We start from the raw sequence: 26730 nt of genomic DNA, 5'->3' as shown, positions 1-26730 counted from the left end.
GACGCCGATTTGGTGTGTTTAGTCATGAAATCATCGCCCCCGTGGCCCCTTGTTCATGACGCTCCGGGCTCCTTCATTGGTTCTATGCCTAAAGTCCCGGACCGCCGGCGAAAACGCCCCCGACCGGCCGTCTGACAGGGTGTCAGACGGTCAGGAATTGAGATAGGTGAGTACCGCAAGCACTCTGCGGTGATCCCCGTCACTCTGTGCCAGCCCCAGCTTCAGGAAGATGTTGCTGACGTGCTTCTCGACCGCGCCGTCGCTGACCACCAGCTGACGGGCGACGGCGGAGTTCGTCCGGCCCTCGGCCATCAGCCCCAGCACCTCCCGCTCCCGTGGCGTCAGGCGCGCCAGCACGTCCTGCTGACGACTGCGGCCCAGCAGCTGCGCCACCACCTCCGGGTCCAGCGCCGTACCGCCCTGTGCGACCCGCACCACCGCGTCGACGAACTCCCGCACCTCGGCCACCCGGTCCTTGAGCAGGTAGCCGATGCCCCGACTGGAGCCCGCCAGCAGCTCCGTGGCGTACTGCTCCTCGACGTACTGCGAGAGCACCAGGACGCCCAGGCCCGGGTGGTCACGGCGCAGCCGGATCGCGGCCCGTACGCCCTCGTCGGTGTGCGTCGGCGGCATCCGTACGTCCGCCACCACCACATCCGGCAGCGCGCCCTCGTCGGCCAGCTCCCCGATCACCTTGATCAGCGCCTCGGCGTCCCCCACACCGGCCACGACCTCGTGCCCGAGGTCGGTGAGCAGCCGGGTCAGCCCCTCCCGGAGCAGCACCGAATCCTCGGCGATGACCACCCGCACCCTGTTCCCCACGACTCCGGTCCCCCCATGCCTCGACACATCCACCCCGCCCCTTGGGGCCACCTCCGGGCAGCCACCGTTCCCGCCTCAGCATTCCAGCATTCGGACGAAGGGGGGTGGGATGAGGACGAGGTGGGGTGCGAGGGAAGGCCGGGGTGGGTGCGGGGGAGCGTCGGGTGGGGCTGGTGAGCCGGTGAGCCGGTGAGCTGGTGAGCCGGCGGGGCGGCGGCCGGCGGGGCCCGGCGCGCCGGGTGGAGCCGGCGGGTGCGGGGCCCGGTGAGGTCGGTGCGGGGCGGGGCGCGGGCCCCGGTGCGGCAGCCCGCTCCGCCTCGTCGCGGCTACGGCCCGGTGGCCGCTGCTCAGCCCCGCCGGCAGCTACGAGCCCAGGGGCCGTCTCAGCCCCGCCAGGGCAACTCGGCGGTGACCGTGGTCGGGCCGCCCGTGGGGGAGTCGACCATCAGCAGGCCGTCGACGGACCCGAGGCGTTCGGCGAGGCCGGCCAGTCCGGTGCCGGCGTCGGTGTGGGCGCCGCCCCGGCCGTCGTCCCTCACCAGCACCATCAGTCGGTCGGCGGTGCACCAGACGTCCAGCGTCGCGCTGCCCGCCTGGGAGTGCTTGGAGACGTTCTGCAGCAGCTCGGAGGCGGTGAAGTAGGCGATGCCCTCGATCGCTGCGGCCGGCCGGCGGTCCAGATCCACGGTCACCGTCACCGGCACCGTGCAGCGCGCGGCCAGTGCCGAGAGGGCCGGCCCGAGTCCCCGGTCGGTGAGGATCGCCGGATGGATGCCCCGGGCGAGGTCCCGTAGCTCCTGGAGCGCGATCTTCACCTCGCCGTGCGCCTCGCCGACCATCTTCGCGGCGGCCTGCGGGTCCTCCGCCAGCTTCTCCTTGGCCAGGCCCAGATCCATGGCGAGCGAGACCAGCCGGGCCTGTGCGCCGTCGTGCAGGTCGCGCTCGATGCGCCGCAGATCGGCGGCCGCGGTGTCCACCACCACCCCGCGGTCCGACTCCAGCTGCGATACCCGGGTGGCGAGCAGAGACGGGCCCAGCAGGCCGCGGACCATGACCCGGTTCACCTGCGTCAGCCCGTGCACCAGCCACGACCCGGCCAGCACCAGCAGCAGCCCCACCCCGCTGGCGAACCCGATCTCCGCCGGTGTGTCCAGGTAGAAGCCGGCACCGTTGCCGTAGTCCCCCAGCTGGATTCCCGGCTGATCCAGATACGCGGGGAACGTCCATCGCCACAGCGGGTAGGTCAGCAGCATCCAGCCGACCGACCAGAACGCCAGCGACACGACGAAGGAGAAGACCGCCCACGGGAAGTGCAGCAGGGCGTAGAGGAGGTGCCGCCAGGACACCCCGCTCTTGAGCACCGCACCGACCCACGGCATCAGCCCCGGCTTGGTGCGCCGCGCCGGCTCGGGATCGGCCACCCGCATCCCCAGCAGGCCGCGGGCCCGCGCCCGCTCCACCGCGCCCAGCGCCCGGCAGCCGGCCAGACCGCCCGCCAGCACCGGGATGCCCAGGAACGTCACCAGGAGGCCGGCGCTGAGCGAGAGCACCGTTATCGCGTAGGCGAACATCACGGTGGAGATCGGGAGGCTCAGGGCGAGGTGGAGGAACTCCCGCCAGGCGCGCCCGGAGAGCGGGGCGCGCAGCGCCGCGGGCATGCGTGAGCCGCGGGGCTGTGCTGCGTACGCGGTATCCATCGTCTCGTCGTCCGTTCTGCCGAGTGCGGTCCCGCCGGGGTCGGCGCCGCTGACCGGTCCGCAGGGCCCCACCCGGGCCCTGCGGCTCTTCCACTACGACCAGCCTCCGCGCGCCGAGTCCCCGGCACCATGAGGGAAAGCGCAGTCCTTCCCGGGGGTTTTCCCCACCCCCGGACCTGCGGTTCACCACAAACGGCAGGTCAACGGCGTCCGGCGGGTCGACGGCGTCCGGCGGGTCAGCGGTGCCTCCGCCCGGCCCCAGGCTGCTGGCCCGGCACCGGCCGCTGGGGCCGCTGCCACGGTCTCGGCCGCCGCCCCGCCCGCTCCCCTCGCCCCGGCCGCCGACCGGCGGCCCGGCCCACCGCACCGTCCGCCCCGTCCCGCGCCCGCCACGGCAGCTCGGCCGTCACCCGCGTGGGCCCGCCGACCGGCGAATCCAGTACGAACAGCCCGTCCACCGACCCCAGCCGCTCGGCGAGCCCCGCCATCCCACTGCCGCCGTCCAGCCGTGCACCGCCCTTCCCGTCGTCGACCACCTGGATCAGCAGCCGGCCCCCGGCCCGCCACACCTCCACCGACGCCTGCCGTGCCGCGCTGTGCTTGGCGACGTTCTGCAGCAGCTCGGAGACGGTGAAGTAGACGATGCCCTCGATGGCGGGCGCGGGCCGGTCGTCCAGATCCACCGACGCCGTCGCGGGCACCGTGCAGCGTCCGGCCAGCGACGCCAGGGCGGGCCCCAGTCCGCGGTCGGTGAGGATCGCCGGATGGATGCCCCGGGCGAGGTCCCGCAGCTCCTGCAGCGCCAGCTTCACCTCGCCGTGCGCCTCGTCCACCATCGCCGCCACGCTCTCGTCGGCCCGGCCCGCCAGCAGCTTCTCCTTCGCCAGGCCGAGGCCCATGGCCAGCGCCACCAGCCGGGCCTGTGCGCCGTCGTGCAGGTCGCGCTCGATGCGCCGCAGATCGGCGGCCGCGGTGTCGGTGACCGTCACCCGGTCCGACTCCAGCTCCGCGATCCGCCGCTCCAGCTCGTCGGACGGCGACAGCAGCCCGCGCACCATGGCCCGGTCGGCGTTCGCCAGCCAGCGCGCCACCCAGGGAAGCACCGGCCACCCCACGAACAGCGAGACCAGGACGACCACGAAGGTCAGCAGCGCCCAGGGCAGCCGGACGACGGTGAACAGGGCGTGCCGCCAGGCCACCGGATCCTTCAGACACGTCCACAGCCACGGGAAGAACCCGCGGTCCCGGTGCCGCAGCGGGCTCGGCTCCTCGACCCGTACCCCCAGCAGCGCCCGCGCCCGGGCCCGCTCCAGCTTCCCGTACTGCCGGTGCACCGTCAGCCCCGTGGCCAGCAGGGGCAGCCCGACCACCGTGACCGACAGCCCGATGCCCAGCGCCAGCCACACCACCAGCACCACGAACGCGGCCGCGCCCAACGGCAGGTTGGTGAGCAGATACCCGATCTCCCGCCAGGTCGCACCGCTGAAGGGCGCCCTGGGCGGCGGTGGTGAGGTGCCGTCAGGGGTGTCGTCCTGGGCGCCCTCTGCGGCGAGGGGCCGGAAACTCTCCGTCATACGGCCAGCCTGCCCGGCGGCCTGCCCGCCCGCCATGGGGTAACTGGGGCGAGGGGGGAGGAGATTGCTCTGCCTTCCGGTGCGGAGGAAGGGGGGCTCTGCCTTCCCGCCCGCGGTCCGCCGCACCCCTGCTGGCGGCGGTGGGGGACTCGTACGATAGCGATCCGAGGGGGATCGAGAGGGGCGGGGACGATGGCACGGGACCACGGGGGCCGGTTGCCTGCGCCGGCTTCCGTGCGTGCGTCGACGCAGGCTGCGGGACGTGCTGATGTCCGGGGACAGCGGTGGTGGGACGCGCTGACGTCCGGCGACAACGGTTGGGGGACGCGCTGATGTCCCGGGGCAGCGGGTGGCGGGACGCGTTGACGGCCGGGGGGCGGCGGACGCGGCGGGGCCCGGATGAGAGTCTTGGCAAGATCTTCGGGAGCATCGCTCCGGCGGCCCTGGCGCCCGCCGGCGGCGTGGCACGGTCCTTCCTCGCGGGCACGGTGCGGGGCGGTTCGTCGGCTCCCGGGGTGAGTCCGGCCGGCAACAACACGGGGACCGCTTCGACATGGTGAGTGCGAGCACGGGGATCGAGCCGGGGGGCGCTTCGCGCAGCTCCCTGAGCCGGGTGACCCCGGTCGGCGAGCGGGGCGGGTCGAACTGATCGTGAGGGAACGCGAGATGCCGGCGACCCCCGTCGTGCCCGACGGTACGGACGGATCCGCCGACGCCCTGGACGCCCGTGGCTGGCACTGGGACGAGCGGAGCCGGACCTGGACGGCCGGTGCGGCGAGCGTGCTGCTGGCGCTGGTCGCCGGGGTGACGGCGGCGCGGTGGTACGGCCCGGGCAGTGCCGCGGTGTGGCTCGGGGCCGTCGGTGCGCTCGTCGCGGCGGCTGGTGCCGGTTGCGGCCGGTGCGGCCGGCGTGCGCTGGGGACGGCGCTGCTCCTGGTGGGCGGCGCGCTCGGGGCACTGGCCTGGTGGGAGGCCGCCGCCGATGGCGCCGTACGGCTGGCGGCCGTCGGCCTGACCGTCGCGGCGGTGCTGGCGCTGCTGGGGATCTGCACGGAGCTCGGGCGGCGCGGAGTCGTCGGTGCCGCCACGGTCACGCTGGCGGTCGGGGCGTGGGAGGCGGGCCTGGCACTGACCAGCGCGGCGCGCACCGGAGTTGCGCTCGGCGTGCTCTCGGTGGTCGGGCTGGGCGCTCTGCCGCGGCTGGCGCTGACGGCCGCCGGACTCACCCGGCTCGACGACCGGCGATCCGGTGGTACGCCGGTGAGCCGGCATCAGGTGGCGGCCGCGCTCGGCGCGACCCACCGCGGTCTGGTGCCGGCCACCGTCGCCACGGCGGCCTCCGCGGGAGCCGCGGGTGTGCTCGCCGCCTCCGGGGGAGACGGCTGGTCGGCCGCCGCCGCGGCGCTGTTGTGCGTGGTGTTGCTGTCGCGGGCGCGCGCCTATCCTCTGGCGGTCGAGGTCATCGCCCTGCTGACGGCCGGCGGCGTCGTCGGGGTGTGCCTGGTGGTGCAGTGGGCGACGCGTGCGGGGAACCCGTCGGGTGCGCTCACCGTGTTGTGTCTGCTGGCGGCGCTGCCGCTCGGGGTGCTCGCGGTGCGGGTCCCGGAGCACCTCCGCGTCCGCCTGCGCCGGCTGACGAACCTCGTCGAGTCGGTCGGTGTGGTGGCGCTGATCCCGGTGGCCCTGGGGGCCCTCGGGGTCTACGGCCCGCTGCTGCACACGTTCTGAGCCGGAAGGACGGCAACGGGGCCATGGCAACGGAAGGTTCGACCGGAACGGGCGGGCGGATGCACGGGGAACGGCAGGGCGGCGATCCGCTGCGCGATCTCGGCGGTGGGGCGGCGGCCCCGGGCGGGTACCCGGGGACACCGGCCGACGGCCCTCCCGTGCCCGCGCCCGCGCCCGCCGGTGCAGGCGGGGACGCCGTCGCCGCGCCCTCCGAGGCCAGCGTCTGGGACACGCCGGTGACCGTACGGGCACGGCCCGAGTCGTCGCCCGCACCGGGCGTGGCAGCGGCGTCCCCCGCACCGGCGTCCCCCGCACCGGGCGTGGCCGTGGCGGGCACCGCACCCCCTGTCGCGCCGGTTCCGGGAGGTCAGGTGCCCCCTCCGCCGCCTGCCGCACCGCCGCCGTACGCGCCGGAGGGCGTCGTTTTGCGGAAGGACGCGCCCGGCACCGTCACCGCGCCCGGCACCGTCGCCGCGCCCGGCCCCATGCCGCCCACCGCGCCGGCCGTGCAGCCCCCCGTCTCCCTGCATCCCCCCGTGTCCACGCATCCCCCCGTCTCCGACGCCGGGCCCACGACGCCGCACGGCCCGGCGCCGGCGGGGCACACCGGTGCCGCCGGGCCGGAGCCTGCCCCGGTGCACACCGGTGTCGCCGGGTCGGAGTCTGCCCCGGTGCACACCGGTGCGGCCGGGCCGGAGCCCGCCCCGGTGCACACGCCCATGCCGCTGCGCAGGTACCCCGCCGTCACCCCGGTCTCCGTACCGCTGCTGCCGCCGGAACTGGACGCCCTGCGGTCCAGGCCGCGCCACGGGGAGTCCATGGCGCAGCGCGCGGGGCGGGCCGTGCGGCGGGCGATCGCGTCGTCGCCGGCGGCGGAGACCACCGCGCTCACCGAGACCGCCCACGCCATCCAGCAGCCCGCGACCACGGGCCGGCAGATCGCCGTGACGAGCATCCGCGGCGGCGCGGGCAAGTCGACCGTGGCCGCACTGCTGGCGCTCACCTACGCCCACTACCGGGCCGATCCGGTGCTGGCCCTGGAAGCCGATCCGGCGCTCGGCACGCTCCCGCACCGCCTCGGCGCGACCGAGGTGCGCTGGTCCGGAACCGACCTGGCGCAGATAGTCGATCCGTCGATGCTGATCACGGACCTGACGGGCTACCTGATCCCGTTCCCGGGCGGCGGCTGGCTGCTGCCGGGCAGCCAGGGCGCCATCGGCACGAGGCTGGACGTCGACACCTACCGCATCGTGCTGACCTCCCTGCGCCGGTACTTCGCGACCACCGTGGTGGATTGCGAGACCCTGCCCGCCGAAGTGGCGCGCACGGCCCTGGTGACGACCCAGGCCCGGATCCTGGTCTCCCCGGCCACCCCCGAGGGCGTGGCCGCCACCCGCTCCGTCCTGGACTGGGTCGGCGGGGTCCACCCGCGCATGCTGCCGACGACGGTGGTGGTCCTCAGCCACGCCGCCCCCGACACCGGGCTCGACGTCCGCAGGGCCTGTGAACACCTGGCGGTCGGCGGCGCGGCGGTGCTCCCCCTCCCGTATGACCGGCACCTCGCCGCGGGCGGGGCCATCCGCACGGAGCTGCTCGGCGCGCGCACCCTGCGGGCCACCGCGCGGATCGCCGCCGAGGTGATGAACCGCGCCGTTGCCCGCAGGCCGGGCCGGCAGCGTGCCGAGGCCCAGCAGAACCCGGCGCCCGCCGGCGGTCCCGGCGGCCCAGGCGATTTCGGCGGTCCCGGCGGTCCCGGCGGTCCCGGTGGTCCTGGCGGTCCCGCCGGTCCTGGTGGCCCCGGTGGTCCCGGTGGTCCGCACCCGCACCCCGGCCCGCACCCTGGCCCGCACCCTGGCCCGTACCCCGGCCCGCACGCCGGTCCACATCCGCACCCCGGCCCGGTCGCTCCGCCTGCCGCCGCGCCATACGGCGCCCCCGCCGGCCCCTCCGCCCCCGCCGGCCCCTCCAGCCCCTCCGCCCCCGCCGGCCCCTACGGTGGTCCGCCCCAGTGACTGCTCGCCCGGCGCACCGTCCCGCCCGCACGAAGGACGGCGCAGCGGCCCCGGAGCGGTCGATCACGGTGCCGCGCCCGCCCGGCAAGGGCGGCTCACGGCCCACGCGGCACCGCCCGGATCGTCCGCTTGCTGAGACACCTCCTGAGACGACCGGACCGGCCGTCTACGCTGCCTGCCGCCCAGGTAGGGCGAAGTGGGGACAAGCTCACCGTCGGCGACGACGCGGCTTCTCGGGGCGGCCCGGCCAGGGCCTAGACTCCCGTCCGTACAGATCGTCGAAAGTCGTTGAACAAGCGCAGTCAGGGAGCGAGGGGCGGACGTGCCGGACGTGACCGCAGGCACCACCGTCGCCGCGGACTACTTCCAGGGCTATTCGGCCGTCGGGATCATCGCCGTGATCGGTGTGCTCTTCGTCGCCGTGGCCTTCGGTGCCGGGCGGCTGCTGCGGCCTGTCGTGCCGACGCCGGAGAAGCTGCTGACGTACGAGTGCGGAGTGGACCCGGTCGGTGAGGGCTGGGCGCACACCCAGGTCCGCTACTACGTCTACGCCTTCCTCTACGTCATCTTCGCCGTCGACTCGATCTTCCTGTTCCCCTGGGCGACGATCTTCGCTGCCCCCGGCTTCGGCGGGGTGACGCTGGTGGAGATGTTCATCTTCCTCGGCTTCCTCACCGTCGGCCTGCTCTACGCATGGAAGAAGGGCGTCCTGCAATGGACGTGACCCCCGCCGCCCCCGGCCCCGCGGCCGGTGGTGCCGCACCGGAGTTCCTGCCGGAGCCGCGCCGCCTGGGCACGCTGGCCCGGCTCGCGCCCGAACCGATGAAGGTGGTCCTCAACTGGGGCCGCCGCTACAGCCTCTGGGTCTTCAACTTCGGCCTGGCCTGCTGTGCCATCGAGTTCATCGCCGCCTCCATGGCCCGCCATGACTTCATCCGGCTCGGCGTGATCCCGTTCGCGCCCGGCCCCCGCCAGGCCGACCTGATGGTCGTCTCCGGCACCGTCACCGACAAGATGGCGCCCGCGGTCAAGCGGCTCTACGAGCAGATGCCCGAGCCCAAGTACGTCATCTCCTTCGGCGCCTGCTCCAACTGCGGTGGCCCGTACTGGGACTCGTACTCGGTGACCAAGGGCGTCGACCAGATCATCCCGGTCGATGTGTACGTACCGGGCTGCCCGCCGCGCCCCGAGGCGCTGCTGCAGGGCATCCTCAAGCTCCAGGAGAAGATCGCCCGCGAGTCGCTGGGGGAGCGCTACGCCAAGGGCGGCGCCGGCCGGCCGTCGGCGGCCGCGCTGCGCAGCGGCCTGGTGGCGCCGCCCGCGCCGAAGGCGGCCGAGCGGCCCGGGACCGCGGGGGAGGAGCCCCGATGAGCGAGCAGCCCGAGCAGCCCCAGCAGCCGGAGCGGGCAGCACCGGCCGAGCAGGCGGACCAGGCCGAACAGACCGACCAGGCCGAACAGACCACAGCGGTCGAGGAGCAGCCGGCCGCCGAGCCGGTGGTCGGGTGGCTGCCGGGGCCGGCCGGCGAGCTGTTCGGGGCCGGCGCCACGGCGGAGCTGGCGTACGACCTGCTGACCGTCGACGTACCGGCGGACGGCTGGCTCGGCGCGCTGACCGCCGCCCGCGACGACCTCGGCTGCAGTTACTTCGACTGGCTCAGCGCCGTCGACGAGCCCGGCACCGGCTTCCGGATCTGTGCGCACCTCGCCGATGTGGCCCACCCGGGGAGCGTTCGCCGGCTGGTGGTCCGCACGACGGTCCCGCACGAGGCCGCCGCGCTGCCCACCGCCGTGGGCGTGTACGCGGGCGCGGCCTGGCACGAGCGCGAGACCCACGAGATGTTCGGCGTCGACTTCACCGGGCACCCGCACCTCGTTCCGCTGCTGCTCCCCGAGAGCTTCGAGGGACACCCGCTGCGCAAGGACTTCGTGCTGGCGGCCCGGGTCGCCAAGGCGTGGCCCGGCGCCAAGGAGCCGGGTGAGCCTGCGGCGGGTGCCGCGCACGGCGGGCCCAAGCGGCGCCAGATGCTGCCGCCGGGCGTCCCGGACCCCAATGAGTGGGGGCCGTTGAAGGGGCAGCTGCCGCCGGCACCGGCGCGGCCGGCGCGGGGTGCGCGGGCGGCGGGCGGTGCCCGGGCGGCCGGTGCCGCGGCGGGCGAGCGCCCGGCCCGGCGCACCCGGAGCGTGAGCGCGGGGTCGGCGAGCCAGCAGGCCGCCGCCGCGGCGGAAGCGGCGGGGACCGCGGAGACCCCGGCGGCCCCGGAGACTCCGGCCGCCCCGGCGCGGAGTGAGCGGCCGGAGCGCCCGGCCCGCCGTACGCGCTCGGCGAGCCAGGGCTCGGCCAGCCAGCAGCGTCCGGCGGAAGAGGCGGCCGAGGCAGCACAGACAGCACGGGCGGCACAGAAGGCACGGGCGGCGCAGGCAGCAGACGCCGCAGCCGCGGCAGACGGCGCCGCGCCGGCCGCGGACACGGCCGAGGAAGGCCGGGCGGCTCAGCAGGGCCGGGCAGCGCAGCAGGACCAGGCGGCGCAGGCGGCCCGGGCAGCTGAGGGAGCCCCGGCGGCGCCGCGGCAGCCGGGCGCCCCGCGCTCCTCGGACGCGCCCTGGCACCACGCGCGCCCGGCCTTCGACGAGCCGGCGGAGCAGGGCGCACCGGAGCCGAAGCGCGCACCGGAGTCGAAGCCGGAGCCGGAGTCGAAGAGCGCACCGGAGCCGAAGCGCGCACCGGAGTCGAAGCCGGAGCCGGAGTCGAAGAGCGCACCGGAGCCGGAGGCCGAGGGGCCGGCACCCGGCCCCCGTCCCGAACCGGCCGAGGAATCACGGCCCGAGCAGCCCGAGCGGCCGGACCACTCTGACCAGCCCGACCACCCCGACGACCCGGCAGGAGGCGACACCCCATGAGCGACGCCGTCGACCTGGTGCTGCGCCTCCTCGCCGTCTTCGTGGTGTTCCTGGTGTTCCCCCTGGTCATCGGGCAGACCGAGCACAAGGTGATGGCCCATATGCAGGGTCGCCTCGGTCCCATGTACGCGGGCGGGTTCCACGGCTGGGCCCAGCTGGTCGCCGACGGGGTGAAGTTCGCGCAGAAGGAGGACATCGTCCCGGCCGGTGCCGACCGGCGGATCTTCCAGCTCGCGCCCGCCGTCGCGCTGCTGCCCTACCTCCTGGTCCTGGTCGCCATCCCGATAGGGCCGCACAACGCGGTCGGCCAGGCGCTGGACGCGGGCATCTTCTTCGTCCTCGCCGTGATGGGCGTCGGGGTGCTCGGCTCGCTGATGGCCGGCTGGGCCTCGGCGAACAAGTTCTCGCTGCTCGGCGCCCTGCGGACGGCCGCCCAGCTGCTCGCGTACGAGCTGCCGATGCTGCTCGCCGCGGCGTCGGTCGCGATGGCGGCCGGCACCCTGTCGCTGCCCGGCATCGTCGGGGCCTTCCACTGGTGGTGGGTGCCCTGGCAGATCGTCGGCGGCGTGGTCTTCTTCACCGCGGGGCTCGCCGAGCTGCAGCGGCCGCCGTTCGACATGCCGATCGCCGACTCGGAGATCATCTTCGGTGCGTACACCGAGTACACCGGGCTGCGCTTCGCGCTCTTCCTGCTCGCCGAGTACGCCGGCATCGTCGTCCTCTGCGCGCTGACCTCGGTCCTCTTCCTGGGCGGCTGGCACGGCCCGTTCGGCGCCGACGGCCTGGGCTGGCTGTGGACCCTGCTGAAGACCGTGCTGCTCGCCTTCGTCGTCATCTGGCTGCGGGTCACCTACCCGCGGCTGCGCGAGGACCAGCTGCAGAAGCTGGCCTGGACGGTCCTCATCCCGCTCGCCCTCGCCCAGATCGCCCTCACCGGCGTCATCAAGGTGGTGATCTCGTCATGAGCTTCCCCGGTTCCGGCCTCGCCAAGGGTCTGGCCGTCACCCTGCGGACGATGACGAAGCGTTCGGTCACCGCGCAGTACCCCGACGCCCAGCCCGACCTCGCGCCCCGTACGCGCGGCGTCATCGGGCTCTTCGAGGAGAACTGCACGGTCTGCATGCTGTGCGCCCGCGAGTGCCCGGACTGGTGCATCTACATCGACTCCCACAAGGAGACGGTGCCGCCGGCCGCGCCCGGAGGCCGGGAGCGCAGCCGCAATGTGCTGGACCGCTTCGCCATCGACTTCGCGCTGTGCATGTACTGCGGCATCTGCATCGAGGTCTGCCCCTTCGACGCGCTCTTCTGGTCACCGGAGTTCGAGTACGCCGAGACCGACATCCGCGAACTGACCCACGAGCGCGACAAGCTCCGGGAGTGGATGTGGACGGTGCCCGAGCCACCGGCGCTCGACCCGGCGGCCGAGGAGCCCAAGGAGGTCGGCGCCGCCCGTAAGGCCGCGGACAAGCTGGCCGCCCAGGAGCTCGCCGCCAAGGAGGCGGCCCAGGCCCCGGCGGACGCCGGTGACCTGGAACGACCCGACACCCCCGGGGAGGGAACGTGACGCTCGCCGCCGCCGCAGGCCACGGCTTCCTCTCGCCCACCGGTGTCGAGATCGCCTTCCTCCTCGTGGGCATCGCCACGCTCGGCGCCGCCGTCATCACCGTCACCACCCGGCAGTTGGTGCACGCCGCCCTCTGGCTGGTCATCGCGCTCGGCGGGATCGCGGTCGAATACCTGCTCCTGACGGCCGAGTTCATCGCCTGGGTACAGGTGCTGATCTACGTCGGTTCCGTCGTGGTGCTGCTGCTCTTCGGACTGATGCTGACCAAGGCGCCCATCGGACGCTCCCCGGACGCCGACTCCGGCAACCGCTGGGCCGCCCTCGTGGTGGCCCTGGCCTCGGCCGGCGCCCTGGTCTGGGTCGTCGTCGACGCCTTCCGGGCCACCTGGATCGACCTCGACGGCGCCGTCCAGGGCTCCACCGAGGTCACTGGACGCAGCCTCTTCCAGTACTGGGTGCTGCCCTTCGAGGCGCTGTCCGTACTGCTGCTGGCCGCGCTGGTCGGGGCGATCGTGCTGTCCCGCAGGGGCGGTGCGGGCAAGGCCCCGGTGGCGGCGCTGCCGGATGCCGCCGCCCGTGCCGCCACCACCCCCGCCCCGAGAGAGGAGCAGCGCTGATGCACCTCGCCTACCCGGCCGTCCTCGCCGTCCTGCTCTTCTGCACCGGGCTGTACGGCGTGCTCGCCCGCCGCAACGCGATCCTGGTGCTGATGTCCGTCGAGCTGATGCTCAACGCCGTCAACCTCAACCTCGTCGCCTTCGACGTCTGGCTGCGCAGCACCCTGCACGCCGGCCAGGCGCTCACCCTCTTCACCATCACCATCGCCGCCGCCGAGATCGGCATCGGCCTGGCGATCGTGCTGCTCGTCTACCGCAACCGCGGCAGCTCCGACATCGACCGGCTCCGCGACCTCGCCGAGCGGCCGGACGGGGCGGACGCCACGGAGACGGGCCCGCAGCCCGACACCCCGGCGGAGGCCACCGCGTGACGCTCACGACCACCGCCGTACTCGTTCCCCTCCTGCCGTTCCTCGGTGCCGCCGCCGGCCTCCTGCTGGGACGGCGCGCGCCCGGCTTCGTCCGGCCGCTGGCCGTGCTGCCGACGCTGGCCGCGGCGGCGCTGACCGTTCTCGTCGCGATCGGCCAGGGCGGCGGACCGGCCACCGACGTCGCCACCCGGCTCACCCCGACCGGCTCCATCCCCATCGACCTGGGCCTGCACATCGACGGCTTCGCCGCGCTGATCGCCGTCCTGGTCGGCCTGGTGGCGAGCTGTGTGCAGCTGTACTCCACCGCCTATCTGCGCGACGACCCGCGCTACCCCTCGTACGCCGCGCTGGTCTCGCTCTTCACCTCGGCGATGCTGCTGGTCGTCTACACCGGCGACCTGATGGTGCTGCTGGTCGGCTGGGAAGTCATGGGCATCTGCTCGTACTTCCTCGTCGGCCACTACTGGGAGACCGAGACCGCCCGCGCCGCCTCGCTCAAGGCCTTCCTGGTCACCAAGCTCGGTGATGTGCCCTTCCTCTTCGGCATCTTCGCGCTGGCCGTCGAGACCGGCACCTTCCGCATCACCGGCATCCTCGGCTCGGTCGCCAACGGCGGGCTGGACCACCCCACGCTGATCGCGCTGCTGCTGCTGGGCGGGGTCGCGGGCAAGTCCGCGCAGTTCCCCCTGCACACCTGGCTCCCGGACGCGATGGCCGGCCCCACGCCGGTCTCCGCGCTGATCCACGCCGCCACCATGGTGGCCGCCGGTGTCTATGTGGTGGCCCGTCTCCTCCCGGTCTTCGCGGCCTCCGCCGCCGCGCTGGTGGTGCTCGCCGTGATGGCCGCGGTCACCATGGTCGGCTCGGGGCTCGCCGCCCTGGCCCAGGACGACATCAAGCGCGTCCTGGCCTATTCGACGGTCGGCCAGCTCGGCTACATGCTGGGCGCGCTGGCCGTCGGCGACCGCGGCGCCGCCGTCTTCCACCTCCTGACCCACGGTGCGTTCAAGGCCCTCCTCTTCCTCGGCGCGGGCGTGATCATCCACGCCGCGGGCACCAACTCGCTGGCCGCCATGTCCCGGATGACCGGCCTGGCCCGGCGCATCCCGGACGCCTATTGGACCGTCACCGTCGCGCTGTTCGCGCTCGCCGCGATCCCGCCGTTCGCCGGCTTCTTCTCCAAGGAGGCCGTCCTGGGCGCCGCCGAGCACGCCGCCACCGGCGGAGCGCACGGCATCCCCGGCGCGGCCGGCTGGACCGTGCTGGTCTCCGGACTGCTCACCGCCCTCCTCACCGCGGCCTACGCCACCCGGCTGTGGCTGCTGGCCTTCCGGGGCCGCGGTGTGGAGGCCCCCGACCACGGCCCGCAGCCGGTGGTGATGAACGCCGTGCTCTGGGTGCTGTTCGTGCCCTCCCTCGCGCTCGGGCTCGCCGCCCCCTACCTGCCCGGCTGGTTCGACGGGCGCTCGCTCGCCCCGACCCTGACCACCTCCGTCCTGGGTACCGGTATCGCCCTGGTGGGCGGCCTGGTCACCTACGCCGCCTGGCGCCACACCGCGCCCCGCGCCGCCCGCACCCCGATCGGCGCGGTCGTCGTCGACCCGGACGCCGGCCCCGGCATCGCCGAGGAGACGGCCATGGCCACGCACGCCCCGGTCTACGGGAACATCGCCGGCGCGGCCGACCCCGCCGACCCCGGCCGCCTCCTGCTCGGCCCGCTGCACCGCCACGCGGCCGTCGGCTTCCACCTCGACGCCGTCTACTCGGCGCTGTTCGTCCGCCCGGTGCGCGGCGCCGCCACGCTCGTCCGCTTCCTGGACCGCGAGGTCATCGACGCCTACGTCCGCGCCGCGGGCGCCGCCCCCGGCTGGCTGGGCGCCGCCGTCCGCCGCGCCCAGACCGGCAATGTGCAGACCTACCTCGGCGCGCTGCTCGCGGGCTCGCTCGTGCTGGCCGTCGCCGCCGTCCTCGTCGCTACGGGCACCGGAGCCTGACGTGCAGCCAACCCCCGGGGCCCGCCCCCCGTACGCCCAGCCGACAGCCCTCGTGGCCTGCCTCGCCGGAGCCGAACCCCTGAGGAGGGCCTGACCCGTGCACCACACCACCCTGCAGCTCCTCCTCGTGGCTGTCGTCGCCCTTCCCCTGGTCGGCGCGCTGGCCGCACTGCTGCCCGCCCCGCCCGGCCTGAAGGGCAAGAGCCCCGACCAGGCCGTGCTGCGCCACGGCGTGACCGTCACCGGCGCGGTGCTCGCCGCGGCCATCGCGCTGGCCGTCGGCTTCGACCACGACGATCCGGCCCGTATGCAGGCCACCACCGACATCAGCTGGATCCCGGCGCTGCACATCCGCATCCACCTCGGCGTCGACGGCATCTCGCTCCCCCTCGTCGTGATGACCGCGCTGCTGACCTTCCTCTGCGCGCTCTACTCCTACTTCCACCCACCCGTCGCCCACCGCGACCCTTCGCAGGAAGCGTTTCGCGCTGCTCGTCACCATGGGGGCCCGTCTCCCAAGGCATTCGTGGCCCTGCTGCTCGTCCTGGAGGCCGGCACCCTCGCCACCTTCGCCGTCCTGGACCTGATGCTCTTCTTCCTCGCCTTCGAGATGGTCCTCATCCCGATGTACTTCCTGATCGCCCGCTGGGGCGGCGCCGGGAGGCAGGCGGCGGCCTGGAAGTTCATCCTCTACACGCTGCTCGGCTCCGTCGTGATGCTGCTCGGCCTCCTCCTCATCGGCGTGAAAACCGGCACGTTCGACATGGTGGCACTCGCCACTGACAACGGCCCGCAGGCCCAGCTCAGCCATACCGTTCAGCTGCTGGCGGTCCTCGCGATCGGCATCGGACTGGCCGTCAAGTCGCCGCTGTGGCCGCTGCACAGCTGGCTGCCCGACGCGCACACCGCCGCCCCCACCGTCGGCTCGGTCCTGCTCGCCGGCGTCCTGCTGAAGATGGGCACCTACGGCTTCGTGCGGATCGCGCTGCCCATCACCCCCGAGGGCATGCACACCATCGCGCCCTACCTGGCCGCGCTGGCCGCCGTCGGCATCATCTACGGCTCGCTGGCCTGCCTCGCGCTGGTCCGCAAGGGCGCCCGGGGCGACCTCAAACGGCTGATCGCCTACAGCTCCGTCGGCCACATGGGCTTCGTCCTGCTCGGCATCGCCAGCGCGACCCCCACCGGCGTCAACGGCGCGCTGTTCGCCAACATCGCCCACGGTCTGATCACCGGCCTGCTGTTCTTCCTGGTCGGCGCCCTCAAGGACCGCACCGGGACCACCGACCTCGACGCCCTGGCCGGCAGCACCGGCGCCGCCCTCTACGGCAAGGCCCCCCGCTTCGGCGGCCTGCTCGCCTTCGCGGCGGTCGCCTCGCTGGGCCTGCCCGGGCTGGCCGGCTTCTGGGGCGAGATGCTCGCCATGTTCGGGGCGTTCCAGCCGGCCGCCGGTCTGAGCCGCCCCGCCTTCTGGACGTTCATGGTGCTGGCCGGTCTGGGCACCCTGCTCACCGCCGCCTACCTGCTGCTGGTGGTCCGCCGCGTCTGCATGGGCGGCACTCCCCACCTCGCCCCGACCGCCCCGCTCGGCGCGGACGGCGACCCGGATCCGGACGCCCCCGAGGCGCCCGTCACCGCCCCCGCCCTCCCCGACCTGGCGCGCTACGAGTACGCGGCCTGGGGTCCCCTCGCCGCCCTCACCGTCCTCGCCGGACTGTGGCCCGCGGCCCTCCTCGGCCTCACCGACCCGGCCGTCCAGCAGCTCCTCGGAGGCGGTAAGTGATGAGCTCGGTCCCCTCGCTGGTCCAGTCCGTCGACTGGGTCGCCGTCGCGCCGCCCACCCTCACCGCGGCCGTCGCCCTGGTGGTGCTGGTCGCCGACCTCTTCCTCCCGGCGGCCCGCAAGCCGCTGCTGGGCTGGATCGCCACGGCCGGCCTGGCGCTCGCCGTGCTCTCCCTGCTGCCCCTGGTGGGCGGCGGCCGGGAGACCTTCTGCCTCCCCGGGCGCGCGGCGCTGTGCAGTTACGCGGCCGACCCGTTCGCCCTGGTCATCCAGTTCCTGGTGCTCGGCGGCGCGCTGCTGACCGCCCTGCTGTCCATCGACGCCGTACGGGACCAGGACCTGCCCGCCGGCGAGTACTGGTTCCTGCTGCTGTCCTCGGCCGCCGGTGCCGCCCTGCTGCCCGCCTCCCGGGACCTCGCCACCCTCGTCATCGCCCTGGAGGTGGCGTCGCTGCCCGCGTTCGCCCTCGTCGGGCTGCGGCGCGGCGACCGGCTCTCCTCCGAGGCGGCGCTGAAGTTCTTCCTGTCCTCGGTGGCCGCCACCGCCGTGATGCTGCTCGGCGTGAGCTTCGTGTACGCGGCCACCGGCAGCCTGCACCTCTCCCGGATCGCGCACACCCTCACGGCGCTGCCCGATCCGCGGCTGGCCACGCTGGCCGGCGCCGGTGTCGCGCTCACCCTGGTCGGCTTCGCCTTCAAGACCGCGGCCGCCCCCTTCCACTTCTGGGTGCCCGACACCTACGTCGGCGCGCCGCTGCCGATCGCCGGCTACCTCTCCGTGATCGGCAAGGCCGTCGGCTTCTCCGGCCTGATCCTCGTCACGGTCCAGGGCTTCCCCTCGTACGCCGGCATCTGGGGCCCGGCGCTGGCCGTGCTCGCCGCGCTCACCATGACCGTCGGCAACGTCGCCGCCCTCCGACAGGACCCGCACCGCGCACACAGCGCGGTGCGCCTGCTCGCCTGGTCCTCCGTGGGCCAGGCCGGCTACCTCCTGGTCCCCATCGCCGCCGCCGGATACGTCCACGACCCCGGGCGCGCCATCGGCTCCACCGTCGCCTACGCCCTGATGTACGCCGTGGTGAACCTCGGAGCGTTCGCCGTCGCCGCCCTGGTGGCCCGCACCCGCCCCGCCAACCGGATCGCCGACTACCGGGGCCTGTACGCCCGGCGCCCCCTGGTGGCGCTCGCCATGGGCTTCTTCCTGCTGTGCCTGGCGGGTCTGCCGCCGGGCGTCATCGGCCTGTTCGCCAAGGTCACGGTGTTCGCCGCGGCCGTCGATGCGGGCCTGGCCTGGCTGGCCGTGGTCATGGCGATCAACGTCGTGATCGCGCTCTACTACTACCTCCAGTGGACCGCGGTGCTCTTCCGGGGCGCCGAAGAGGCCGAGGGGGCCGAGGAGGCCGAGGGGGCCGAGGAGGCCGGGGGGACCGCGGGCGCCGAACAGGCGCCGGCGGACCGCGCACCGGCCCGCGCCCGGATCCCCGCCCCGCTCGGCGCGGCCATCGCCCTCGCCACGGTCCTGGGCGTTGTCCTCTCCGGAGCCCCGCAGCTCGTCCTGCGCTTCGCCTCCGGCGCCCTGCTCTAGGGAACTCAGGGGAGCTCGGAGCTCACAGGGCGCTCCAGGGGGTGTCTCCCGCGGGCGCGGCACCCGGCGGTCGCCGCGCCCCGACAGGCCGCGCCACCCCGGCCCACCCGTACGGCGGTACGCCCCGACGGGCCCCGGCGGGGCGTACCGCCCGCCCGGTACCGGCCGCGTACCGGCGGGGAACCAGGCCCGTTCATCTCGCGTTGACCAGTGAGTAAGGGTCCACTGGAGCGTGGATCAACGCAGCACAGGGTTCCCCTGCCGCACCGCTTGGAGGGCGTACCGTGCACCGCCGGCACAACGGGCTCAGGACCGCCGTACTCCTCGGGGGGCTGTCCGCCCTCATCATCCTCATCGGCAGCTTCTTCGGCCGTACGGGCCTGATCATCGCCGTCCTGGTCGCCCTGGGCACCAACGCCTACGCGTACTGGAACAGCGACAAGCTCGCCCTGCGGGCCATGCGGGCCCGCCCGGTCAGCGAGTTCGAGGCGCCGCAGCTCTACCGGATGGTGCGTGAGCTCTCGACGGCCGCCCGCCAGCCCATGCCCCGGCTGTACATCTCCCCGACCCAGGCGCCCAACGCCTTCGCCACCGGCCGCAACCCCCGCCACGCCGCGGTCTGTTGCACCGACGGCATCCTCCAGCTCCTGGACGAACGCGAACTGCGCGGGGTCATCGGCCATGAGCTCAGCCACGTCTACAACCGCGACATCCTGATCTCCTCCGTGGCGGGCGCCCTGGCCTCGGTCGTGATGTTCCTCGTCAACTTCGCCTGGCTGATCCCGATAGGCAGGAGCGACGACGACGAGGGCCCCGGCCTCCTCGGCCTGTTGCTGATCGCGATCCTGGGGCCGATCGCCGCCTCGCTGATCCAGCTCGCCGTCAGTCGCTCCCGCGAGTACGAGGCGGACGCCTCGGGCGCCCGCCTCACCGGTGACCCGCTCGCCCTGGCCTCCGCGCTGCGCAAGCTGGAGACGGGCACCCAGCAGCTCCCGCTGCCGCCCGAGCCGCGCCTGGAGACCGCCGGCCACATGATGATCGCCAACCCCTTCCGCGCGGGCGAGGGGATGTCCCGGATGTTCTCCACCCACCCCCCGATGCGGGAGCGGATCGCCCGCCTGGAGCGGATGGCGGGCCACCCCCACCCGTGATCGCGGCGCGGCACGGGAGCGGTGGCCGCCCGGTGCCGGGCGTCGCATCATGAATGCAACGTTTCACCGGGCCCAGTGCGTCTACCACGGCAGATCCCGATTCATCCCCTGCCGTGCCCGTGGAAGGCTGTCGATCATGAAAACCCTCCTTAACGTCCTCTGGCTGATCCTCAGCGGTTTCTGGCTGGCGATCGGCTATGTCGTCGCGGGCGTCATCTGCTGCATCCTGATCATCACGATCCCCTTCGGCATCGCGTCCTTCCGGATCGCCGGTTACGCCCTGTGGCCCTTCGGCCGGACGACGGTCCAGCGGCACGACGCCGGCGTCGGCTCGGCGATCGGCAACGTCATCTGGATCATCTTCGCGGGCTGGTGGCTGGCCCTGGGGCACATCGTCACCGGTATCGCCCTGTGCGTGACGATCATCGGCATCCCCTTCGGCATCGCCAACTTCAAGATGATCCCGATCTCCCTGGTCCCCCTGGGCCGCGACATCGTTCCCACCGACGAGCCGTTCGCCGCCCGCTGACGCCGGTACGCCCGCGGCGCCGCAGGGGCGCCGCCCCTGCGCATCACACCCGTACGAGCCCCCGTGGGGTCACGAACCGCCGGAACCCGAGCGGCTCGACCCCCGGGAGGCCGTCGATGAACGCCATGACCCGTCCGCCGGCCCGGAGCCGGGAGTCGACCGTGCGCTGATGGGCCTCCGGTGCTGTCCACTCGCTGTAGTTGACGACCCGGGTGCCGTCCTCGCTGAGGTGGAAGTGCGAGGCGATCCCACCCTCGCCCGGCTGCTCCTCGCCGAGCAGCCCGAGCAGCCCGTCGACGAACTCCCGCGCCGCGTCGTGCCCGGCCGTACGGAAGGCCACGCGCACCACACAGCCCGGGGCCTCCGGCTCCCCCTGGGGCAGCATGCTGCGGTACAGCCGGTAACGGGTGGGCCCGGTGTCGCCGACATCCCCCAGTGCCTGCGGTGCCGCCGCGATCCGGCCGCTCAGCCCGGTGGCATCGGTCCCGACGCACTCCCGGTGCGCCGCCTCGCTCGTCCACTGCGCGTAATCGAGCACACTGCGCCCGTCCGTCCCGGCGAACAGCACCCGGGACAGGAACCCGGCCGGCAGCGGCGTCCCTGCCCACGCCCGGGCGACACCGTCCAGGACGGCTCGCTGCCCCTCGGGGCTGCCCGCGTCCCACTCGCTGATCAGCACGGTCCCGGCATCCGGCCGCCGCACCACGGGGAACACATCCGCCCGGAACCCGCCGGCGCCGCTGTCGTACACCTCTGAAGAAACGTCGGAAGAAGTCATGCCCCGACCCTGCAACCTCACCTTTACTTGAGGTCAAGTACCCGAGGTACCCGAGGCGCCCGAGGTCAGGAGCGCACGGAACACGCGCCCCACCCGGAAACGCCGGTGGGGCGGCACGCCACAGCGCGCCGCCCCATCCCAGGCACCCGGGATCCGGGCCTACCGGTAGTTGACGAACTGGAGGGCGAAGTCCAGGTCCTTGCCCTTCAGCAGCTGCTGCACGGCCTGCAGGTCGTCCCGGCTCTTCGAGCTGACCCGCAGCTCATCGCCCTGCACCTGCGCCTTGACGCCCTTCGGGCCCTCATCGCGGATGATCTTGGCGACCTTCTTCGCGTTCTCCTGCGAGATCCCCTCCTCGAGGGAGGCGAAGATCTTGTACTCCTTGCCCGAGGCCTGCGGCTCGCCGGCGTCCAGCGCCTTCAGCGAGATCCCGCGCTTGACCAGCTTGGACTGGAAGATGTCGAGCACGGCCTTGACCCGCTCCTCGGCGTTGGCCCGCATCTCGATCTTCTCGCCCGACCACGCGATCGACGCGTCCACGCCCTTGAAGTCGTAGCGCGTGGAGATCTCCTTGGCGGCCTGGTTGAGGGCGTTGTCGACCTCCTGCCGCTCTACCTTCGAGACGATGTCGAAACTGGAGTCGGCCATGTTGAGTTGGCTCCTCGTACGTAGATCCGTCACGGGTGCGGACCGTCCCGGCCCGCCTGCCAAGCCTAGCCACCTGGCCACGCTCCAGCGCTCCCGAATCGAGTGGCGAAGCACCCCCACCGATCAGGTATGGTTTACGTCGTTGCCACCGAGCACCGCCGAAAAGCGGGACTCACGGCAGCAAACCCTGGCGGTGTGCCCGAGCGGCCAAAGGGAGCAGACTGTAAATCTGCCGGCTTCGCCTTCCCAGGTTCGAATCCTGGCGCCGCCACCCTTGGGAAACCCCCTGTGGACTACGGTTACGTAGTTCACAGGGGGTTTCTTCGTGATCGGCCGTGATCTTCCGATCGGAATCGACGCTGGGTGACGTATCTCGCCGTGTTCCGCCTGAACCTCGCCGCTGGCGAGAGATTCCGAACCAGATGCGGACCCAAAATTCCCGGGTCCTTGTCCTGTGCCGGGGCGAGAACGTGAGTGATCTCCGGGCGGGCCTCGGCTACGGTCCGCCGATGGACGACATACACCCCTCGTGCGCGACGTCTTCCCTGATCTTGTGGCGGAGATGACGGCTCTGCTGGAGCAAGAGGGCGAACGTGACCTGGCCGTCTGCGCGCAGGACCTCCGCCTCCTCGAGCCGTGCCCCTGTCCGGACGACTACTGCCAGAGCTTTCGCACGGCGCCCCACCCACAGGGAGAGCCGTACGGCCCCGGACACCGCTGTGTGGCGCTCTCACCGTCAGACGGCATGCTGATACTCGATGTTGTGCCCACTCCGGCTCTTCCCCCGGGGCGGCGAGGGCACGGCCGCCCCCTCATGGTTTGCGGATGCGAGCGACGCCCTCCGCCGTGCCAACGGGTGCCCGTCGGCCTGATGCGCGAAGGACCGGACGGCCTCGCCACCGTTCCCCCCTCACGACCTCTGTTGCGAGTTGAGGGAAAGCGAAGAGGGCGGCAGTAGTGGCACTCGCCTGCGCGTTAACATCTGCGATCTTGACCGGATGCGGTGCCGACGCCGAGACCGAGGAGTCGACGACCGACCTCGCCACGGCCGTCAGGGGCCTACCGGCGGCCATGGAGAAGGAGGCCGCGGTTCGTCGCCGGGGCGGCCGAACCGACCGGGAAACAGCGAGTCGCACCGTCCGCCCGGCGGCAGAACGGATGGACTCCGAAGCGTCCCGCCTGCACGTCACACCGTGGCACCCGCTCGATCACCACTGACGTCGAAGCGGGGGCCGGCCGCGCCGCCAAGAACCTTTCCCTCGCCCTGAGGTGACGGTGGGCCACGATGGCGCGACGGGCGTCAGCCGCCCACCACCGCCCGTACCGCGTCGGTCACCGGTACCCCGCCGCTGATCAGCTCCAGCGAGCGGCCGATGCTGCCCGGCTCGTCGAGCAGGGCCAGGAGGGTGGCTGCCACGTCGTCGCGGGGCACCGCGCTCCGGCCGGTGGCGTCGGCCAGGTGCACCAGGCCGGTCCCCGGGTCGTCGGTCAGCCGGCCCGGCCGCAGGATCGTCCAGTCCAGCCCGGCGCGGGCGCGTACGTCCGCGTCCGCGGCGCCCTTCGCCCGGAGGTACGCGGCGAAGACCGGATCGGTGCCCTCCGGGGGCTCGCGGTCCGCGCCCATCGACGAGACGACCAGGAACCGGCGCACGCCCGCCGCCTCGGCCGCGTCCGCGAACAGTGCCGCCGCGCCGCGGTCCACGGTGTCCTTGCGCTCGATGCCGCTACCCGGCCCGGCACCCGCGGCGAAGACCGCCGCATCGGCCCCGGCCAGGTGCCGGGCGACATCCTCCACCGACGCCGACTCCAGGTCGCAGACCACCGGTTCGGCACCCGCGGCCAGCAGGTCGCCGGCCTGCTCCGGCCGGCGGATGATGCCCGCGACCTCGTCCCCGCGCCCGGCGAGCAGCCGCTCCAGCCGCAGTGCGATCTGACCATGTCCACCTGCGATGACAATGCGCATGATCCCGACCGTACGCCGAAGGGACTGCGGGGAGCGCGGGACCGGCCGGGAGGGGCGCGTTCTCGCTGCCGTCCGCGCCGGGGCCGGGCCTCAGCGCTGTGACTGCCGCGGCAGCTCCAGCGCCACCTCGGCCGCCGAGTCGCAGTACTCGCGCACCGCGCTGGTACGGGCCACCACCCGTCCGCGGTGGATCACGATCCGGCTGTACGCGAGCGAGAGCACCCCGGCGAGCCGCTCGCCGCGCACGGCCAGCAGCTCCGCTGGGAAGCCCGCCTCGACCCGCACCTCCGGCAGCCCCAGCGTGGTCCGGGCCGCCGCGCTCACCGTCTCGTACGCCGCCTCCGGGGTGGTCTCACCCAGGGAGGCCAGGAGGTACGCGGCCTCCAACGGGTCACCGCGCCCCACCGGGTTCGCCACGTCCCGCAGCGCCCCGCTGCCGGCCGCCACCCGTACCCCGGCGGCCCGCAGCAGCCGGACCGGCGCCGGGCGCGACACCCGCGAGCCGTGCCGCTCCAGGCCGGTGCAGTCGCCCTGGGGCAGGCAGACGACGGCGACATCGGCGGCGGCCAACTGCTCGGCGACCCGGCCCGCCACGCTGCGCGGCATCCGCGCCATCCCGGCGCAGGGGCCGAGGGCCACCCCCGGCCGCAGCCCGCCGGACATCGCCGCGAAGCGGGCCAGCCGGGCCGGGTCGTCGCCGTCGGTGTGCAGGTCCACCGGGCAGCCGTGCTCCCCGGCCAGTTCCAGCACCGTCTCGACGTACCCGGCCGGGTCGGGGTCCAGGTCCGGGCAGCCGCCGATGACCGAGGCGCCCATCTTCATCGCGTCCCGCAGCATCGCCAGGCCGTCCGCGCCCGCTACCCCGGTCAGCACCCGCGGCACCGCGACCGTCGCCAGATCGGCCAGCCCGCGCAGCGACCGGCGGGCCTGCAGCACCGCCTCCAGGGACCGCAGCCCCTGGACGTCGCCGATCCGCACATGGCTGCGGGAGGCGGTGGCGCCGTGCCCCAGCTGGAGCAGCGCCGCCTCGGTCGTCCGCCGCTGGACGTCCTCGGGCGAGCCGGAGGCGGGCCCGTCGGCGTCGGCGGTCAGCGCGGTGTCGCAGTGGGCGTGCGGCTCGGCGGGGGCGGGCAGCAGCAGATAGCCGGCCAGGTCGACCCGGGCGCCCTGGGGGGCGAGGCTGCCGGCCGTCCCCACGGCCTCGATGCGCCCGCCGCCGAGCCGTACGTCCACGGTGCGGCCGTCGACGAGCCGGGCGCCGCACAGGACCAGCGCGCCGGTGTCCGCCCTGGTGTGCCGGCCGGGGTCGCCCGGCGCTCCCGGCTGGGGCTGCGGCTGCGGCGAACTGCTGTCGGACATCGCGCTCCTCGAAGGCCCGGGCGTACAAGATCACGCAACGTGGATCCGAGATTAGGGCGCCGCCGGGGGAGCTTCGCGCAGGCGCGGAATAGTCGTACCGGTGTGGTGCGGGGGGCCGTTGGGGCGTGGCACGGATACGGATTTCACGTTTGGCGGCGGGCCGTGTAATGTCTTCATCGCTCGCCCCAATAGCTCAGTCGGCAGAGCGTCTCCATGGTAAGGAGAAGGTCTACGGTTCGATTCCGTATTGGGGCTCTGATGTGTGAGGTACCCGCCTTCGGGCGGGAACCACTCGCATCGAAGCGGTGTAGCTCAGTCGGTAGAGCAAGCGGCTCATAATCGCTGTGTCACCGGTTCAAGTCCGGTCACCGCTACTGACAGTAGCCGATTGTGGGGTCGGTCCTTCGATCGGCTACTCTTTTCTGCGTTCATCCGTCCATCCGTCCGTCAAGGAGCACTCCAGTGGCTGCCACCGACGTCCGCCCGAAGATCACGCTGGCCTGCGTGGAGTGCAAGGAGCGGAACTACATCACCAAGAAGAACCGGCGCAACAACCCGGACCGTCTTGAGATGAAGAAGCACTGCCCGCGCTGCAACTCGCACACCGCGCACCGCGAGACGCGATAACACAGGCTCGTCCGTGAGGCCGTCCCCAGTCCATGGGGGCGGCCTCACGGCGTTATCACCATCAGTACACGGAGGTTGCGAGCCCATGGCGCTCGATCAGTCCTTTGTCGGCCGTACGTACCCGGCCACCGAGCCGTACGAGGTCGGCCGGGAAAAGATTCGCGAATTCGCCGAGGCGATCGGTGACCCCAACCCCGCTTACACCGACGCCGAAGCAGCCAAGGCACTCGGTCACCCCGAGGTGATCGCACCGCCGACTTTTGTGTTCGCGATCACTTTCAAGGCGGCCGGACAGGTCATCGAGGATCCGCAACTGGGCCTGGATTACAGCCGGGTGGTGCACGGTGACCAGAAGTTCGTCTACACCCGGCCGGTGCGCAGCGGAGACCGGCTCGCCGTCACCTCCACCATCGAAGCGATCAAGACGATGGCGGGCAACGACATCATCGACATCCGGGGCGAGGTGCACGACGCGGCGGGCGAGCACGTCGTGACCGCGTTCACCAAGCTGGTGGCCCGCCGCGCCGAGGAGGCCTGACATGACCGCGAAGATCTCTTACGACGATGTCGAGGTCGGCACCGAGCTCCCGGCGCAGACCTTCCCCGTGAACCGCGCCACACTCGTGCGGTATGCGGGCGCCTCCGGTGACTTCAACCCCATCCACTGGAACGAGCGGTTCGCCAAGGAGGTCGGGCTGCCGGACGTGATCGCGCACGGCATGTTCACCATGGCCGAGGCGATCCGGGTGGTTACCGACTGGGCCGGCGACCCCGGCGCGGTCGCCGAGTACGGCGTGCGCTTCACCAAGCCCGTCGTGGTCCCCGACGACGACAACGGCGCGCTGATCGAGGTCAGCGCCAAGGTCGCGGCCAAGCTCGACGACGACGCCCGCACCGTCCGGGTGGACCTCACCGCGATGAGCGCCGGCCAGAAGGTGCTGGGCATGTCCCGCGCCGTGGTGCGGCTGGCCTGAACCGCCCCCCTGCGGACCGACGGAGGGGGCGGCCGGACCGGAGCGCCGGACTGCCC

The 26730-nt window shown here is 73.4% G+C and carries 24 protein-coding genes and 3 tRNA genes; 20 read left to right on the top strand and 7 right to left on the bottom strand.

Annotated features, from left to right (window positions below; all coding sequences use genetic code 11):
• Positions 1-150 precede the first annotated feature (150 nt).
• From AB0G84_RS11190 to AB0G84_RS11180, 3 genes are all read right to left on the bottom strand, one after another.
• Positions 151-810, bottom strand: a complete 660-nt coding sequence (locus tag AB0G84_RS11190; protein ID WP_361318587.1) for a response regulator transcription factor — start codon at positions 808-810, stop codon at positions 151-153.
• A gap of 395 nt (positions 811-1205) precedes the next feature.
• A complete protein-coding gene (locus AB0G84_RS11185; protein WP_361318462.1) occupies positions 1206-2519 on the bottom strand; it encodes a sensor domain-containing protein in 1314 nt (437 codons plus the stop codon).
• Positions 2520-2755: 236 nt separating this feature from the next.
• Positions 2756-4093, bottom strand: coding sequence for a sensor domain-containing protein (locus AB0G84_RS11180; protein ID WP_361318460.1), 1338 nt, complete (start codon positions 4091-4093; stop codon positions 2756-2758).
• Between the two features lie 666 nt (positions 4094-4759).
• Here AB0G84_RS11180 and AB0G84_RS11175 point away from each other — a divergent pair.
• The 14 genes from AB0G84_RS11175 (at position 4760) to AB0G84_RS11110 (ending at position 20325) form a co-directional block, all read left to right on the top strand.
• Positions 4760-5821 carry a secretion protein snm4 gene (locus AB0G84_RS11175; protein ID WP_361318458.1) on the top strand — a complete coding sequence of 354 codons (1062 nt, stop codon included), beginning with the start codon at positions 4760-4762 and terminating at the stop codon, positions 5819-5821.
• A 23-nt stretch (positions 5822-5844) separates the two neighbouring features.
• On the top strand, positions 5845-7833 hold the full coding sequence (locus tag AB0G84_RS11170) for a hypothetical protein (RefSeq protein ID WP_361318456.1): 1989 nt from the start codon (positions 5845-5847) through the stop codon (positions 7831-7833).
• 322 nt (positions 7834-8155) lie between these two features.
• On the top strand, positions 8156-8557 hold the full coding sequence (locus AB0G84_RS11165) for an NADH-quinone oxidoreductase subunit A (protein ID WP_361318454.1): 402 nt from the start codon (positions 8156-8158) through the stop codon (positions 8555-8557).
• The gene (locus tag AB0G84_RS11160; protein WP_361318452.1) at positions 8548-9204 is read left to right on the top strand and encodes an NADH-quinone oxidoreductase subunit B family protein; all 657 of its coding nucleotides are present in this window, start codon (positions 8548-8550) and stop codon (positions 9202-9204) included. The genes AB0G84_RS11165 and AB0G84_RS11160 overlap by 10 nt, the downstream gene beginning before the upstream one ends.
• Positions 9201-10733, top strand: coding sequence for an NADH-quinone oxidoreductase subunit C (locus AB0G84_RS11155; RefSeq protein WP_361318450.1), 1533 nt, complete (start codon positions 9201-9203; stop codon positions 10731-10733). Before AB0G84_RS11160 ends, AB0G84_RS11155 begins: the two co-directional genes overlap by 4 nt.
• Entirely contained in the window at positions 10730-11698 is a 969-nt protein-coding gene (locus AB0G84_RS11150; RefSeq protein WP_361318448.1) for a complex I subunit 1 family protein, read from the top strand. The genes AB0G84_RS11155 and AB0G84_RS11150 overlap by 4 nt, the downstream gene beginning before the upstream one ends.
• Entirely contained in the window at positions 11695-12297 is a 603-nt protein-coding gene (locus AB0G84_RS11145; RefSeq protein WP_361318446.1) for an NADH-quinone oxidoreductase subunit I, read from the top strand. Before AB0G84_RS11150 ends, AB0G84_RS11145 begins: the two co-directional genes overlap by 4 nt.
• Positions 12294-12914 (top strand): NADH-quinone oxidoreductase subunit J, encoded by a 621-nt coding sequence (locus tag AB0G84_RS11140; RefSeq protein ID WP_361318444.1) that lies wholly within the window; start codon positions 12294-12296, stop codon positions 12912-12914. Before AB0G84_RS11145 ends, AB0G84_RS11140 begins: the two co-directional genes overlap by 4 nt.
• Positions 12914-13285 carry an NADH-quinone oxidoreductase subunit NuoK gene (nuoK, locus tag AB0G84_RS11135; protein WP_361318442.1) on the top strand — a complete coding sequence of 124 codons (372 nt, stop codon included), beginning with the start codon at positions 12914-12916 and terminating at the stop codon, positions 13283-13285. Before AB0G84_RS11140 ends, nuoK begins: the two co-directional genes overlap by 1 nt.
• On the top strand, positions 13282-15279 hold the full coding sequence (locus AB0G84_RS11130; protein WP_361318440.1) for an NADH-quinone oxidoreductase subunit L: 1998 nt from the start codon (positions 13282-13284) through the stop codon (positions 15277-15279). The genes nuoK and AB0G84_RS11130 overlap by 4 nt, the downstream gene beginning before the upstream one ends.
• Before the next feature lie 97 nt (positions 15280-15376).
• Positions 15377-17062 (top strand): NADH-quinone oxidoreductase subunit M, encoded by a 1686-nt coding sequence (locus tag AB0G84_RS11125; protein ID WP_361318438.1) that lies wholly within the window; start codon positions 15377-15379, stop codon positions 17060-17062.
• Positions 17062-18645 carry an NADH-quinone oxidoreductase subunit N gene (locus AB0G84_RS11120; RefSeq protein WP_361318436.1) on the top strand — a complete coding sequence of 528 codons (1584 nt, stop codon included), beginning with the start codon at positions 17062-17064 and terminating at the stop codon, positions 18643-18645. Before AB0G84_RS11125 ends, AB0G84_RS11120 begins: the two co-directional genes overlap by 1 nt.
• Before the next feature lie 284 nt (positions 18646-18929).
• Positions 18930-19796: a zinc metalloprotease HtpX gene (gene htpX, locus AB0G84_RS11115; RefSeq protein ID WP_361318434.1), complete on the top strand. Its 867-nt coding sequence runs from the start codon at positions 18930-18932 to the stop codon at positions 19794-19796.
• Positions 19797-19932: 136 nt separating this feature from the next.
• The gene (locus AB0G84_RS11110; protein ID WP_361318432.1) at positions 19933-20325 is read left to right on the top strand and encodes a YccF domain-containing protein; all 393 of its coding nucleotides are present in this window, start codon (positions 19933-19935) and stop codon (positions 20323-20325) included.
• 43 nt (positions 20326-20368) lie between these two features.
• Here the strand turns inward: AB0G84_RS11110 and AB0G84_RS11105 are convergent, their stop codons facing one another.
• Both AB0G84_RS11105 and AB0G84_RS11100 read right to left on the bottom strand, forming a co-directional pair.
• Entirely contained in the window at positions 20369-21103 is a 735-nt protein-coding gene (locus tag AB0G84_RS11105; protein WP_361318430.1) for an antibiotic biosynthesis monooxygenase, read from the bottom strand.
• A gap of 159 nt (positions 21104-21262) precedes the next feature.
• Positions 21263-21751: a YajQ family cyclic di-GMP-binding protein gene (locus AB0G84_RS11100; protein WP_361318428.1), complete on the bottom strand. Its 489-nt coding sequence runs from the start codon at positions 21749-21751 to the stop codon at positions 21263-21265.
• Between the two features lie 189 nt (positions 21752-21940).
• On the opposite strand from AB0G84_RS11100, the gene AB0G84_RS11095 reads away from it, so the two are divergent.
• Positions 21941-22022 (top strand) — tRNA-Tyr (locus AB0G84_RS11095).
• A gap of 1029 nt (positions 22023-23051) precedes the next feature.
• Here the strand turns inward: AB0G84_RS11095 and AB0G84_RS11090 are convergent.
• A complete protein-coding gene (locus AB0G84_RS11090; RefSeq protein ID WP_361318426.1) occupies positions 23052-23714 on the bottom strand; it encodes an NAD(P)H-binding protein in 663 nt (220 codons plus the stop codon).
• A gap of 90 nt (positions 23715-23804) precedes the next feature.
• Positions 23805-25073, bottom strand: a complete 1269-nt coding sequence (locus AB0G84_RS11085) for an amidohydrolase family protein (protein WP_361318424.1) — start codon at positions 25071-25073, stop codon at positions 23805-23807.
• Between the two features lie 182 nt (positions 25074-25255).
• Here AB0G84_RS11085 and AB0G84_RS11080 point away from each other — a divergent pair.
• From AB0G84_RS11080 to AB0G84_RS11060, 5 genes are all read left to right on the top strand, one after another.
• A tRNA-Thr gene (locus AB0G84_RS11080) sits at positions 25256-25328 on the top strand.
• 46 nt (positions 25329-25374) lie between these two features.
• Positions 25375-25447, top strand: a tRNA-Met gene (locus AB0G84_RS11075).
• 88 nt (positions 25448-25535) lie between these two features.
• Entirely contained in the window at positions 25536-25700 is a 165-nt protein-coding gene (rpmG, locus tag AB0G84_RS11070; protein ID WP_003956487.1) for a 50S ribosomal protein L33, read from the top strand.
• Between the two features lie 85 nt (positions 25701-25785).
• Positions 25786-26238, top strand: coding sequence for a MaoC family dehydratase N-terminal domain-containing protein (locus tag AB0G84_RS11065; RefSeq protein WP_361318422.1), 453 nt, complete (start codon positions 25786-25788; stop codon positions 26236-26238).
• Position 26239: 1 nt separating this feature from the next.
• Positions 26240-26674 carry a MaoC family dehydratase gene (locus AB0G84_RS11060; protein WP_361318420.1) on the top strand — a complete coding sequence of 145 codons (435 nt, stop codon included), beginning with the start codon at positions 26240-26242 and terminating at the stop codon, positions 26672-26674.
• Positions 26675-26730 lie beyond the last annotated feature (56 nt).

It is taken from the genome of Streptomyces sp. NPDC020742 (genome assembly GCF_040641675.1).
Lineage (GTDB): Bacteria > Actinomycetota > Actinomycetes > Streptomycetales > Streptomycetaceae > Streptomyces.
This window is presented reverse-complemented; position numbering and strand designations above follow the sequence as displayed.